Origin of the sequence: Agrobacterium larrymoorei, from assembly GCF_013322225.1 — a bacterium.
Taxonomy (GTDB): domain Bacteria; phylum Pseudomonadota; class Alphaproteobacteria; order Rhizobiales; family Rhizobiaceae; genus Agrobacterium; species Agrobacterium larrymoorei_A.
The window spans coordinates 195,481-209,836 of the sequence record NZ_JAAMFB010000010.1; the positions used below are offsets into that span (position 1 = coordinate 195,481).

The window sequence follows — 14,356 nt, forward strand, 5'->3', positions numbered from 1 at the left end:
TGAATCTTTTTCAGAACAGGCGGTTGGTTGGATAGGCATAGGCACCGTTGTCTATAAAACCGTGGCGCGAAAGGCATGAGCGAAGCGCGGCATTGTAATAGAGCGATGACGTGAATGTCGTGCCGCGAAGCGGAGTGCTGGCTTCTGCGGTACACTTGACCAATGCACGGTCGTAAATATCAAGGATGATGGGGTCGGCAGTAACACGCGGCCCCGCGTAAAGGCTGTAATTTTCAGGTGCTTCCGCAGCGGAAATACAGGCCATACCCAATACCGCTGCTGCCAGATACTTGATGTTCATGTGCAGGCTCCCCAACGCGTAAATCTGAGCCTTTAAACGCCATGGGTGCAGACTGGTTCCGCAAGCGCTTTGTTCAAAGCGCCGTGTCACGGGTAATGGTGATGAAATCCGTGCCCTGACCGGTCTCAAGCCCGTGGCTAAGGTCGGAGACGGTGATCGAACTTCCGACCGAAAGCTCGTCCTCCAGCCGCTCGCGCACATCTTTCGGAATGTCGATCCGGTCCAGAACGGCGCTCAACTGGTCGCCGCCAAGGGGCGCATCGGCAACCCCTATGCCAAGCCGTCTGCGGGCTGCCGCCGGGAGATGGTTTTCCAGCGTCAGACCATTCCATTCCGCTCGACCGCCTTTTATGTCGATAACTTCGAAGAAGTGCGTGCCGAGCGCGATATGCGGATCCTTGAAATGGATTGGAGCTTCAAACAGCGGTTTAAAATTCTGCCGCACCATCAACTGTCCGTTCGGGGGCGCATCTTCGCCCGCCGAAATGTAAAGCGCGTCGAGGAAAGCATCGGTCACAAGCGGGCCGGTGGTCTTCATGTCTTTCCAGCGCTTGTAGCTATTGACGGCACCAATCGTCATCTGGCCAACATGGCCATCCGGTACGCCAGCGTCGAAGCCGAGACGTGTCAGTAATCGCTGGACGTCCATGATCTTCTCACGCTCACCGCGTCGGGTAATCAGGATACGCTGGGGCGCATTGTCCTTCTTCGGTGTAGCTGTCGGCACGGAATTCGTCGTTTCGTTGACTGCCACTTCAACGAGCTTCAGCGAGGCATCGAAATTGGCTGGTCGCAATTCTATGTCGGACAGGAACTGCCCACCGCCGTTATTCGGCTGTAGAAGGGCGGGATGGTCGATCCGCCGCAGCGCCACGTCTGCGTCGGAAACGATCACATGTACGCCGCGAGAGGTCGTGCCGTAGAGCGACTTCGCAAACTTCGATGGCAGGCGAATGCAGCCGTGTGAGGCAGGGTAGTTCGGGACATGGCCCTCGTGCAATGCGATGCCCGACCATGTTAGCCGCTGCATGAAGGGCATTGGCGCTGCCGAATAGATGTTGGATTCGTGGTACTTGCGCTTGTCCAATATGGAGAAGATGCCGCTTGGAGTGTCGTGTCCGGGTTTGCCCGTGGAGACTTTGGACGTTGCCACCAACTCGCCTCCCTCATACAGCGATAAGGACTGCTCGCTCTTGGAAACGACGACCTGCATACTACGCGCGTCGCTGGCAAAAGCCGCCTGCACAAAAACAGAGGTCGAGAGGAGGCAGGCTCCTACAAAGGCACGCAACATCATGTCTGCTCCAAACGCGATACAAAACAAGCCGCGAAGCTACGCAGCAAGGGAGGCTCCACAGCGTCGATAAATGGACGCGGCTTCGGTTGGGCAGTATAGAGGCCGGGATTTAAGGAAGGTTTTAAATGCGTTCACGACCTCGTGTTGCGCATCATTTTTTAGAGCCGAAGGTATAACCTGTCTCGACCGTGCCTTTGCCGAACTTTTCGCGCAGCTTGTCCATCGCAGCCTCCGCTGCTGCACGTCGTCCTGCGGATTTGTCCACCAGATCAGGTGGATCAGCCAGCGTCGGATCGCAAAGATCGGTAACGCCAATTCCGATCAGGCGAAATTTCGTTCCGTCCGTTTCTTTTTCCAGAAGAGTAAGGCCGGTGCGGAAAATCCTGTCTGCAAGCTGCGTCGGGTCTTCAAGTCTTTTGTTGCGAGTGCGGGATTTGAAATCGGCGGTCTTCATTTTCAGGACCACCGTATGCCCGGCGACAACGTTCTTCTTTAGTCTCCACGCTACCTTTTCAGAGAGCGAACGCAGGATCGGCACCAGATCATCGTAGCGCGATATGTCGTTGAAGAAAGTCGTTTCGGATGACACGCTTTTCGCCGGGTCGTTGGTGTGTACCTCCCGGTCATCGATACCGCGTGCGAGACGGAAAAGCCGCTGGCCCATGGAGCCGTACTTCCGCATCAGGTCGGTTTCTTCCATGTCCTGCAATTGCGAAATCATGCGGATGCCATCGGCTTCCAGCGTTGCTGCAAAGGCCTTTCCCACGCCCCAGATCGTGGTGACAGGGCGGGTTGCAAGGAAAGCCATGGCTTCTTTTTCACCGATCACCGAAAAGCCACGTGGCTTTTGCAGGTCGGAAGCGACTTTCGCCAGAAACTTGCAGTACGACAAACCCACTGAAACGGTGATGCCAATTTCCTTTTCCACGCGGCGCGCAAAGTTCGCCAGAACGCGGGCAGGCGGATCGTGGTGCAGGCGTTGTGTTCCGGAAAGATCGAGAAAAGCTTCATCGATGGAGATCGGTTGCACAAGCGGTGTCAAATCCTGCATCATGGCCCGCACCTGTCGTCCGACATCGACATATTTTTCCATATTGGGCTTGATGACGACGGCATTCGGACACGCCTCGAGAGCCTTGAACATCGGCATGGCGGAGCGCACACCGTGAATGCGGGCAATGTAACAGGCGGTCGAAACGACACCACGCTTGCCGCCCCCTATGATGAGCGGCTTGTCGGCCAGTTCCGGATTGTCTCGTTTCTCCACTGAGGCATAAAATGCATCACAATCAATGTGAGCGATGGTGAGGTCGTAAAGCTCTCTATGATAGAGAAGGCGAGGGCTCCCGCATTTCCGGCAACGCCTCAACCCTTCCGGTTGACCAACCAGACAGTCGCGGCAGAAACCGGGATCGTAGTTCGAAATCGCTGACATGGCCGAGAAACAAAAAGAGAACGTTCTCGACCATAAGCTTGATTCGCTCGCGGCTCAACAGTTGGTTGAGGCGAGCCCACAGTTCAGTAGACCCCGGAATCCAGCCCCGGGCCTGAATATTTGTGCCACGCCGCCTGCACATCTTCCGGCTGCACGTCGGTTGCCTCGCAGAAGGCCATAAGATCAGGTTCGTGGCTCATCAAAAAGTCTGTCAGGCCGGCAAGGAAGCCGGGATCTGTGATGGCCTGCCGCAGCATGTTGGGTTGCAATCCGCTCAATGCCAGAAACCGGCCAAGCATATCCGGTTCGTTGGCAAGCCAGCCAAGTATGGCAGCGATAGTTTCCTCGGGATCTTTCACGGTCGACTTGCCGTTTTTCGTATCGCGCAACATTTCTTTACCCAAGTTACCTATTTCTCAACCAAATCGCCCTAGCATCCCGCATGGGGGATAATGGAATCGGTTCTGTGACAACTTATATGTCTGGGGCGAGGTTTCAAAGCGGAACAAGGACTGCCACCATGCCCAAGCAGGTCATGATAGTTGAAGACAACGAGCTGAACATGAAGCTCTTTCGCGATCTGATCGAGGCATCCGGCTACACCACGATCCAGACGCGCAATGGTATGGAAGCGCTGGACCTTGCCCGTAAACATCGCCCGGACCTCATTCTCATGGATATTCAGCTGCCGGAGGTTTCCGGTCTGGAAGTCACCAAATGGCTGAAGGAAGACGATGAGCTGCATGTCATACCCGTCATTGCCGTCACGGCTTTTGCCATGAAGGGCGATGAGGAGCGTATTCGTCAGGGTGGTTGTGAAGCCTATGTTTCCAAGCCGATATCCGTGCCGAAATTCATAGAGACGATCAAAACCTATCTTGGCGATGCATGAGGCCACAGGGGCGAGCCGATGACTGCTAGAATTCTGGTCGTTGATGATATTCCGGCCAATGTGAAGTTTCTGGAAGCGCGCCTGCTGGCGGAATATTTCGATGTCGTCTCTGCAGAAAACGGGCGCAAGGCGCTCGAGATTTGCGCGCGCGAGCAAGTCGATATCGTTCTTCTCGACATCATGATGCCGGACATGGATGGTTTTGAGGTCTGTGAGCGCCTGAAGGCAGACCCCAAGACCGCACATATTCCAATCGTAATGGTGACGGCGCTGGACCAGCCTTCCGACCGTGTGCGGGGCCTCAAAGCCGGTGCTGACGATTTTCTGACCAAGCCGGTCAACGACCTCCAGTTGATCTCCCGTGTGAAGAGCCTCGTGCGGCTGAAAACCATGAGCGACGAGCTTCGCATTCGTTCGGAAACGGCGAAAACCATCGGGATCGATGACGGTATCGGCGAGAGTGGGCAGATCGAAAAGCCAGGCAGGGTCCTGCTGGTGGACGGCCGTGCAAGCTCGCAGGAGCGTATCATCAAGGCCTTGAAACCTGCTGCCGAAGTGGTGGCTTTGGCCGAGCCCGGAAACGCTTTGTTCGAAGCTGCTGAAAACCCCTACGAACTTGTCATCATCAACGCCAATTTCGACAATTTCGATCCGCTGAGACTATGCTCGCAACTCCGTTCGCTGGACCGCACGCGGTTTCTCCCTCTGCTTCTGGTAACGGAGCAGGGTGATGACGCGATGGTCGTTCGTGCGCTGGACCTCGGCGTGAATGACTACATCGTCCGCCCCATCGATCCGAACGAGCTGGTCGCACGCACGCTGACCCAGATCAAACGCAAGCGCTGCAATGATCGTCTGCGCGAGAACCTCAACCACACGATGGAGCTGGCGGTCATCGATGGGCTGACTGGATTAAACAATCGTCGTTATCTCGATAACCACCTGAAGATATTATTCAACCGCGCCGCCTCACGTGGGCGGTCATTGTCGGTCTGCATAACGGATATAGATCGCTTCAAGCAAGTCAACGACACGTACGGTCATGACGCGGGTGATGAGGTCATCAGGGAGTTTGCTGCACGTCTTCGCTCCACAGTGCGCGGTGCGGATCTGGCATGCCGTTACGGCGGCGAGGAGTTCGTCGTCGTCATGCCGGATACGACGGCGGAAATGGCTGCACTTGTAGCGGAGCGCCTTCGCTCGATTATCGAGAGTAAGGCTTTCGTACTTCGCTCCGGACGCGAGCTGAACATCACCGCGTCTCTGGGTATTGCAACGAATGCAGGTTCGATAGAAACGCCGGACCAGTTGCTGAGACAGGCGGATCGCGCGCTTTATGAGGCGAAAAACGCTGGACGTAACAGAGTTGTTTCAGCAGCTGCATAACGCTTAGAGCGCTTCATTGTTAAATGGAAGCAGTTCTGTTGGTTCAGACGGGATCATCTGGTTGTTCGGACGGCGCGTGCCTTAGCCATAGCATACGGCCAAACCGTCCGAGCAATCGGAGGGTTCCGTTTCAACCAACCCGAAGGGCCGGGCATCGTTCCACCAGGATCAAAGGCGATTGGCTCGACCGTACCTTGAGGTATGCCCTTCGCCAATCGCCTTTGCCCTGTCGAAAACCTGCTCCGGCAGAACGCTCCCCTTTGACAACAAAGCTCTCTAAGGCGAAGGCCAGACTTCGTCTTTTGCGAATGAATCACGGATAACGCCGATACTCTCAATTTTTTGAAGCAGCCTTAATAGTAGTATGCTTGCAGGCCTATGCGTATCGAAAATAAAAAGATCAGCATGACTGGCAGTCATTTTATAGTGACGATGCGAGCATTGGGTCGATGAGGCTTGCAGCCGTTCTTGGCTCTACTTGAACATCAGGGCAAAAATGATGCCCGTGCTCATGCGTGTGGTGACCTATATTTGTAGATATTGCAGTTCCTCGACCATCGCATATAACTATTCCTGCGCCACTATGACATTTCGCTGTCTCAAACCGGGATAATTTAACCATATCAAGCGATGGCTCTAGTGACGAATTAATAATCTGTTGATTTTCTTGAGGTCTTACGCGACTATTTATTCAACGACATAACTTTTGCAGGGGCTAAATAGATAGCCCTTAAGCAAGAGAGGGTAAAAACGAATTTCGCGTCGTATGATTTTTGGTGCGGCGCTTTCAGATACCCCATGATGCTCAGGTCCGCCGCATCTCCTGGGTCTTGGGGTCGGTCGACCGGCGACGCATTTAAACGGTTCCTCGTGCTGTTATTGCTGTCCCGGTCGACCCACTTATGCCCCTTAAGGGCGCTTGCAGGCCATCCACCGCAAAATGATATCACCGATCCGGTTCACGCATTCTGCGCTGCGTATTCGCACCGCTTTTGACTTCCGGCATAGAGACAAACAGGCACAAAAAACGCGCCTCAAGGGCGCGTTCTTTAGGAACGGTATCAAGTAAATTACTTGATCTTTGTTTCCTTGAATTCAACATGCTTGCGAACGACCGGGTCGTACTTTGTCTTCGTCATCTTATCCGTGAACGTACGGCTGTTCTTTGTTGTGACGTAGAAAGTACCGGTGTCGGCTGTCGACAGCAGCTTGATTTTGATTGTTGTAGCTTTCGCCATGGTCGTCCTGCCTTTAACAAGTAAGTGAGCCGCGGACCTGTTCGGCCCCGGCTAAATCTGGCGCGAAACTACGGATCGTGCCCGAAAAGTCAAGTATGTTTTGATCCGAAAACCGAACGCCCAATGGAAAGAATGACATAGAGGCCGAAAAACAGCGCCAGGGCCCATGCAAAACCGTGAGTTCCCGAAATATCCATTGCTATTCCGACCGTTTGCGGACCAGCGATGGTGCCTGTAGCATAGCAGAAAATGAACGCAGCGTTGGCAGCGACGAGGTCTGAGCCGGTGAGTCTCGAACCGAGATGGGTGAGGCCGACCGTATACATGCCAGAAACGCAACCGCCCCAGATCAGCAGCATCGTTGCTATCAAAATCCAGTTGCCGACCAGCAAAGGCAGCGCAAGGGTGCCGCAGAGGCCTGCAAATGCCATGATACCCAGCAACGCCCGGCGATTTTTCATCCGGTCGGAGAGAATGCCGATGGGAATCTGGAACGCCATGTTGCCGATGGCCATGACGGTGAGCAAAAGCGCGGCTTGCGATTCGTTGAAGCCTTCTCGGGTCGCGTAAATTGGAAAGAGCGAAAGCCCACCCGCCTGAACGGAGCCGAAGACGAACGCCGCAGCTGAGGCCATGGGAACAAGCCAAATGTAGCGCAGAAAATGGTGGGCGGGCTTTTCGTCCAGTGCCGGGCTTTCGCCTCGTGCTAGAAAGATGGGAATAGCGGCGAGAAGGATAATCCCACAGCCGACAAGGAAAGGCGTTATTCCCTCGCTACCTACCGTGGAGAACAGCAGCGGCCCCACGGCAAAGCCAACGGCGAGACCTGTCGCATACATGCCCAGCACCAGGCCGCGCTTGCGGGGCGGCGCTGCGGCATTGATCCAGAATTCCGAGAGAATAAAAAGCGTGGCAGTGGCGCCATGGAAGACAATGCGCAACGGAAACCACATCCAGAAATCCCGCGCGAAATAGAAGCCGAGCGCGCTCACCGCGGAGATGACGACTGCCGTCATCATGGTGCGCGCCACACCGAAATCATGTGCAAGCCTGCTGGTTAGAGGGGCTGCGATCATCGCCGCAACACCCGCCATGGCTGAGTTGAAGCCTATCATGGATGAGGAAATGCCGCGCCGTTCGAGTATGAGGCTTAAAAGCGGGAGCCCGAGACCGATGGCGATACCAACGGCGCTGATGGCGGATATGGCGGCGATGAGCGATGGCCAGTGGATATTATCGGCGTCGCTGTTCGGATGTGACATGGAAACCTTTTATAGAAAACCACGAATGAATTTGCCGCGACGCTCGAAATATTGTCGCACCGGGCTTTCGAATGGCAATGACGGATCACCTATCATGAACTTTGTGACATCTTCGAGAACAATGCGTGTTATCGGCGCCATGTTCAGACTGGAATTGTCTCGAATGTCAAGCCAATGAAGGCTTTCCAGCTCATGCGAATCCTGAATTGTCGCCGGGTCGATGCCCACTTCATCGGTATAACAGCAGAAGAATCGCGTATCGAAACGCCTCACTCTTCCCGGCGGCGTGATCGCGCGAGCGACATAACGCAGCTTCGAAAGGTCAGGCTTCTGTTGCTGCTCAGGCGTACGGCCGAAGCGCAGTCCGGTTTCCTCACCCAGTTCCCTATGGGCCGCTAGCGCCAGCGCGCGTGCACTAGAAATCGTCATGGGACGTGAGGCAGATTGCAGCAATTTCTGGACGATTACGGGATGCAGATCGCCGTCGAAGGGCAGGGCATGATCGCGTGGGTCACGTCGACCGCCGGGAAAAACGTAGACGTCAGGCATGAAGACATGCGCGCTGCTACGTTTACCGACAAGAATGCGCGGATTTCCGGTCGAACGATCGACAAGGATGAGGGACGCGGCATCTTTGGGCCGCAGATAAGGGGCGTTTTCAGCCTTGAGTTCTGGAGGCAACGGTGTCGGCCTCAGTCAGTGAGAAGAGCCGTCTATCTGCTTCTTCTCCGGCTCACTAGAGAAGCCGTGCATTTTCAGCGCCCATTGGAGACCAATGACGCCGCCCTTGATCGGCTGGATCGTCAAAAGTGCCACGAGAATAGTGATTGGAACCCAGATAGCGAAATGCACCCACATCGGCACTAGCAACACCGTGTCGGTCATCATGAAGCCGCCGACAGCCACGTGGCCGAGGATCATGATGGAGATGTAGGGTGGAAGGTCGTCGGATCGCTGATGGTGCAAATCCTCACCGCACGCCGAACATTGATCCACGGGCGTCAGCCATGCCCGAAACAGTCTACCGCTGCCGCAGGCAGGGCATCTGCTCAAAATTCCGCGCATAATGGAACGTCCGAGTGGTCGTTCTTCTTTCGCGCCGCCATATTGTGCAGTCTGTGTATCGCTCATTCTCGTCCCTCAGCGAATGTGGCTGAAGAACGTCTCCTGGCGGTGACACATCTTCAGTCCTGTTGCCGCGTGGTATTACCGAAACCGCTCAACACATCTGCGCGGTATGCTCTAACGTCTCTTGCGCGGCGGCCTCGTGCCCGGCTTTGTCGCATTCCCGCCACCGCGACGTGTCGCCTTGTGGAAGGAACGGGTTGCCGTTGGCATTTTCTTGCCTTCGCTCAATATCTCGAACCGTAGCGCACCGGCCAGCGGCACCGCTTCGGCCAGTTTGACCTGAACGGCATCGCCAAGCTGGTAGCCGAGGCCGGTCTTTTCACCCGTCAGCGCCTGATGCGCTTCATCATAGATGTAATAATCGGTCCCGATGGTAGATATAGGAACAAATCCGTCTGCGCCAAACTGTGGAAGCGCGACAAATAGTCCCGCCTTGGTGACGCCACCGATCCGGCCTTCGAATTCCTGACCCACGCGCTCGGAGAGATGGTGAGCGATGAGGCGGTTAATGGTATCGCGCTCAGCCGCCATGGCGCGGCGCTCGAAGGTGGAGATTTCCGCCGCGACGTCTGCCAGGGACGCTTCTTCCTCGCGTGTGATGCCGCCTTCGCCCAAGCCCAGCGAACCCACCAGCGCACGGTGCACGATAAGGTCGGCATAACGGCGGATCGGTGAGGTGAAATGCGCGTATTTCATCAGGTTGAGGCCGAAATGGCCGATGTTGTCGGGGCTGTAGATCGCCTGGCTCTGTGACCGTAGCACCATTTCATTGACGATTATTTGGTGCGGTGTATCCAGGGCGCGCGCCAGAATACCATTGAAGGAGTTGGCGCGAACCTGCCCACCCTTGGCCATCGAATAACCGATGGTGTTGAGGAATTCGCGCAGCACTTCCTGCTTGGCAATCGTCGGCGCGTCGTGAACGCGGTAGACCAGTGGCTGTTTCTTGACTTCCAGCGTTTCGGCAGCGGCCACATTCGCCTGGATCATCATTTCTTCGATCAGCTTGTGCGCGTCGAGACGTTCGGGAATATGGACGCGGTCGACAGTGCCGTCGGCCTTCAGAACGATCTTGCGTTCCGGCATGTCCAGCTCAAGCGGTTGGCGACGGTCACGCCCAATCGTCATCACCTTATAGGCATGCCACAGTGGCAGCAGGATAGGCTCCAGCATCGGGCCGGTCTTGTCATCCGGGTTGCCGTCGATGGCGGCCTGCGCCTGTTGGTAGGAGAGCTTGGCCGCGCTCTTCATCATGATGCGGTGGAAGGTGTGGCTGGCCTTGCGGCCTTCCTTGGAAAACACCATGCGTACGGCTAGAGCCGGACGGTCCACGCCTTCCTTCAACGAGCAGAGGTCGTTGGAAATGCGCTCCGGCAGCATCGGCACGACGCGGTCCGGGAAATAGACGGAGTTGCCGCGCTTCAACGCTTCACGGTCCAGCGGCGAGCCGGAACGAATGTAATAGGAGACATCGGCAATCGCGACGGTAACGATGACACCATCCGGATTGTCGGGCGACGGGTCGAGCTCCGCGTAAACCGCGTCGTCGTGGTCCTTTGCGTCCGCGGGGTCGATTGTGATGAGCGGCAGTTTTCGCCAGTCTTCACGGTGCGCCATCGTCGCAGGCTTGGCCGCTTCCGCCGCCGCCATCACGTCGGGCGGGAATATATGCGGGATGCCGTGGGCATGAATGGCGATCATCGAGATCGCTTTTTCCGACGCAACCGAGCCGACGACTGAGAGAACCTTGGCGCGGGGCAGGCCATAGCGCCCGCTATTGCGGGAGGTTTCCACCTCGATCAGGTCGCCGTCTTTCGCGTCATTCACGCCATCGGGATCGATGACCATTTCGTCACCGCGACGGTCTATCGGCATCAGTCGTCCGCCACCGCCCGGCGTTTCCCTGAAGACGCCCAGAAGCGCATTTTGCCGCCGGTCGATGAGCTTGATGATGCGCGCCGTGTAGGCCGGGCCACCCACGTCCTTGGACGGAAAAATCTTCGCCAGAACCCGGTCACCCAGTCCACCTACCGGCGCCTTACCCTTGTGGCGGTCTGCCGAGGATTGGCGGATAGAGACGGCAGGGGCAGCCCCCTGATCTTCGGGCCATTCGGCAGGTCTGCCGATCAGGCCGCCATCCTTGTCGCGCGTCGTGATGTCGAGAACGGTGACGGGCGGCAATGCGCCGGGGCGCATCAGAGACTTGCGGCTCTTGTGCAGCATGCCATCCGTTTCAAGCTCTTTCAGAAGCGCCTTCAGCACGACGCGGGTTTCGCCCTTGAGGCCGAAAGCCTTGGCGATTTCGCGCTTCGATGCTTGGTCGGGATGCTCGGCAATGAATTTCAGCAGCACCTCGCGGGGAGGGACCTCACCGTGGATGATGCCTTCAGATTGAAGAACTTTTTTCCCGCGTCCGGTGCGGCCGAAGCCATCGCCCGCTGAACCCGATGATTTACGCGGAGCTTTGCTCACGATTCTGCCTTCTTGGTTTTAGGGGCTGCCTTTGCTTTGGCCGCTGTTTTTGGCTTGGCTGCAGCCTTGCTTTTTGCAGCCGTCTTCGGCTTGGCCTTGGTCTCGCCGTCGGCACTCGCAGCCTTGGTGGATGCCTTCTTGGGCGCAGCCGCCTTCTTGGCCTTCACAGGCTTGCCATTGCCGCCAGTGCCGGTCTTGGCGATGCGCTCTGCAATAAGCACAAGCGCCTCATCCAGTGTCACGGTATCCGGGGCTTGAGCCTTCGGAATCGTGGCGTTGACTTTGCCCCAGTTCACATAGGGCCCGAAACGGCCATCGCGAACGGTAATTGCGCCACCATCAGGATGATCGCCAAGCGTCTTGAGTGCTGCTGGCGTGGATGCACGACCGCGACCCGGCGATGCCTTCTTTTCCGCAATGACAGTGACGGCGCGGTTGAGGCCGATGGAGAACACGTCTTCCACGCTTTCCAGATTAGCATACCCGCCATCATGCATCAGGAACGGCCCATAGCGACCGAGCCCTGCGGAAATCATCTTGCCGCTTTCAGGGTGCTTACCGATATCTCGCGGCAGATTGATGAGCGCCAGCGCCTTTTCGTGATCGATCTCTTCCGGCTTCCAGCCCTTCGGCAACGACGAACGCTTGGCATCCTTGCCTTCGCCGCGCTGGATGTACGGCCCGAAACGACCGGAGCGCAGCGTCAACTCTTCGCCAGTCATCGGGTCCGCGCCCAATGCCTTCGGCTCGTTCAGCGCTGCCGCATCGGCCTCCGCACCATCCGAATTCAGCTGGCGCGTAAAGTTGCACTCCGGATAGTTGGAGCAGCCGACAAAAGCGCCGTATTTACCGAGTTTCAGCGAAAGATTACCGGTGCCGCAGACCTGACAGATACGCGGATCGGAGCCGTCTTCTCGTTTGGGGAAGACCAGCGGTGCCAGAACCTCGTTCAGCGCATCCAGAACGTTGGTGACGCGAAGTTCCTTGGTGTCTTCGATCTGGGCAAAGAAGTCCTTCCAGAAATCGCGAAGAACCTGCTTCCAGTCCAACTCACCGGCCGAGATCCGGTCCAGCTTTTCTTCCAGATCGGCGGTGAAGTCATACTCCACATATTTGGTGAAGAAGCTTTCGAGGAACGCCGTCACCAGCCGCCCCTTGGAATGGGGAACGAGCTTGCGCTTGTCGATGATGATGTATTCGCGGTCGCTCAGCGTCTTCAGCGTCGCCGCATAGGTGGAAGGACGACCGATGCCGAGTTCTTCCATCTTCTTGATGAGCGATGCTTCCGAATAGCGTGGTGGCGGCTCGGTGAAATGCTGACTGGCATTGATCTTCTGCTTGGCGAGGTTCTCGCTGGCATTGATCTGCGGTAGACGGCCACCATCTTCACTATCGTCGCTCTGCTCGCCGTCTTCCTTCTGATCGGTATAGGCGGCAATGAAACCGTCGAAACGGATGACGGAGCCAACAGCGCGAAGGCCAGCCTTCTCGCCATTGTTCTCTGCAAGAATTTCAACCGTCGTGCGCTCGATCTCGGCAGAGGCCATCTGGCTCGCGATGCCGCGTTTCCAGATGAGGTCGTAAAGACGGAACTGGTCGGCATCGAGGAACCGCTTCACACTGTCCGGCGTGCGGCTGAAATCTGTCGGGCGGATTGCTTCGTGGGCTTCCTGGGCGTTTTTCGCCTTGGTCGAGTAGAAGCGTGCCTTCTCCGGCACATAGCGGCCGCCGAATTGTTCGCCGATTGCACGACGGGCAGCGTCGATTGCTTCCGGCGCAATCTGCACACCATCAGTACGCATGTAGGTGATCAAACCAGCGGTTTCGCCGCCGATGTCGATACCTTCATAAAGCTTCTGCGCAACCTGCATGGTGCGCGATGCGCCAAAGCCGAGGCGCGAGGAGGCAGCCTGCTGAAGCGTCGATGTGGTGAAGGGAGGGCCCGGGTTGCGCTTGACGGGCTTTGCCTCGACGGTATCGACCACATAGTTTGCGCCTTCAAGCAATGTCTTTAGGCGGGTCGCGTCGTCGCCGGTCTTGATGGACTTGCCCTGTAGTCGCTTGCCATCGGCAGACACCAGCTTGGCTTCGAACTCGTCACCGCGCGGTGTCTTCAGAAGCGCTGCAATGTTCCAGTATTCTTCAGAAACGAAACGCTCGATCTCGGCTTCGCGATCGCAGACGAGGCGAAGCGCCACGGACTGCACGCGGCCAGCGGAGCGCGCGCCCGGAAGCTTGCGCCACAGCACTGGCGAGAGATTGAAACCGACGAGATAATCCAGCGCGCGGCGGGCAAGATATGCGTCCACCAGCGGCACGTCGATATCGCGCGGATCGGCCATCGCGTCCAGCACGGCCTTTTTGGTGATGGCGTTGAACACAACGCGCTTCACCGGCTTGTCGCCAAGAACCTTCTTTTTTTTGAGAAGGTCCAGCACGTGCCAAGAAATGGCTTCACCTTCGCGATCCGGGTCGGTTGCGAGGAACAGTCCATCGGACGCCTTTACGGCATCGGCAATGTCCTTCATGCGCTTCTGCGAAGCGGGATCGACTTCCCAGGACATTTCGAAATCCTGATCGGGAAGCACGGAACCGTCCTTCGCGGGAAGATCCCGAACATGGCCGAACGATGCAAGCACCTTATAGCCGGAGCCTAGGTACTTGTTGATCGTCTTGGCTTTTGCCGGAGATTCTACGACGACGACATTCATGATTTTTTCTCTGGAAACGTGTCCACTAACATGCCCTGCTGCATTTCAACTCGCAACAACGCTACCTTTTATTTCGACATGGACAGGTAATGCCTTCCGGTCAAGAGGGAGAGGCAGTTTTTCTAACTTTGCAACGATATGCAACCATTTGGGGATTTGATTTTGTGTTGCAATCTATAATAATAAAGCTATGGTTGCTCACAGGTGAATGCAGGTGCCGAAGGGCTGCGTACA

12 protein-coding genes are annotated in these 14,356 nt (G+C 56.5%); 2 read left to right on the forward strand and 10 right to left on the reverse strand.

Annotated elements, in window-relative coordinates; genetic code table 11:
• Positions 1–10 precede the first annotated feature (10 nt).
• From G6L28_RS05770 to G6L28_RS05785, 4 genes are all read right to left on the reverse strand, one after another.
• Complete coding sequence (locus G6L28_RS05770; protein WP_174062830.1) at positions 11–301, reverse strand: hypothetical protein; 291 nt, start codon at positions 299–301, stop codon at positions 11–13.
• 73 nt (positions 302–374) lie between these two features.
• The gene (locus G6L28_RS05775) at positions 375–1,598 is read right to left on the reverse strand and encodes a L,D-transpeptidase family protein (protein ID WP_234902478.1); all 1,224 of its coding nucleotides are present in this window, start codon (positions 1,596–1,598) and stop codon (positions 375–377) included.
• 151 nt (positions 1,599–1,749) lie between these two features.
• Positions 1,750–3,033, reverse strand: coding sequence for a DNA polymerase IV (locus G6L28_RS05780; protein WP_174062831.1), 1,284 nt, complete (start codon positions 3,031–3,033; stop codon positions 1,750–1,752).
• A gap of 83 nt (positions 3,034–3,116) precedes the next feature.
• A complete protein-coding gene (locus tag G6L28_RS05785; protein ID WP_174062832.1) occupies positions 3,117–3,425 on the reverse strand; it encodes a DUF3572 domain-containing protein in 309 nt (102 codons plus the stop codon).
• A gap of 128 nt (positions 3,426–3,553) precedes the next feature.
• Here G6L28_RS05785 and G6L28_RS05790 point away from each other — a divergent pair, with 128 nt between their 5' ends.
• A complete protein-coding gene (locus tag G6L28_RS05790) occupies positions 3,554–3,925 on the forward strand; it encodes a response regulator (RefSeq protein ID WP_003547430.1) in 372 nt (123 codons plus the stop codon).
• A gap of 18 nt (positions 3,926–3,943) precedes the next feature.
• Positions 3,944–5,311: a PleD family two-component system response regulator gene (locus G6L28_RS05795; RefSeq protein ID WP_174062833.1), complete on the forward strand. Its 1,368-nt coding sequence runs from the start codon at positions 3,944–3,946 to the stop codon at positions 5,309–5,311.
• 1,070 nt (positions 5,312–6,381) lie between these two features.
• On the opposite strand, the gene rpmG is transcribed toward G6L28_RS05795, so the two are convergent.
• From rpmG to topA, 6 genes are all read right to left on the reverse strand, one after another.
• Positions 6,382–6,549, reverse strand: coding sequence for a 50S ribosomal protein L33 (gene rpmG, locus G6L28_RS05800; protein ID WP_003496403.1), 168 nt, complete (start codon positions 6,547–6,549; stop codon positions 6,382–6,384).
• 89 nt (positions 6,550–6,638) lie between these two features.
• Positions 6,639–7,811 carry an MFS transporter gene (locus G6L28_RS05805; RefSeq protein ID WP_174062834.1) on the reverse strand — a complete coding sequence of 391 codons (1,173 nt, stop codon included), beginning with the start codon at positions 7,809–7,811 and terminating at the stop codon, positions 6,639–6,641.
• Positions 7,812–7,820: 9 nt separating this feature from the next.
• Complete coding sequence (locus G6L28_RS05810; RefSeq protein ID WP_425292655.1) at positions 7,821–8,507, reverse strand: NUDIX hydrolase; 687 nt, start codon at positions 8,505–8,507, stop codon at positions 7,821–7,823.
• On the reverse strand, positions 8,508–8,942 hold the full coding sequence (locus G6L28_RS05815) for a DUF983 domain-containing protein (RefSeq protein WP_174062835.1): 435 nt from the start codon (positions 8,940–8,942) through the stop codon (positions 8,508–8,510). It lies immediately after the preceding gene.
• A gap of 111 nt (positions 8,943–9,053) precedes the next feature.
• On the reverse strand, positions 9,054–11,411 hold the full coding sequence (gene rnr / locus G6L28_RS05820) for a ribonuclease R (RefSeq protein ID WP_174062836.1): 2,358 nt from the start codon (positions 11,409–11,411) through the stop codon (positions 9,054–9,056).
• Positions 11,408–14,122 carry a type I DNA topoisomerase gene (gene topA, locus G6L28_RS05825; RefSeq protein WP_174062837.1) on the reverse strand — a complete coding sequence of 905 codons (2,715 nt, stop codon included), beginning with the start codon at positions 14,120–14,122 and terminating at the stop codon, positions 11,408–11,410. The genes rnr and topA overlap by 4 nt, the downstream gene beginning before the upstream one ends.
• Positions 14,123–14,356: the final 234 nt, after the last annotated feature.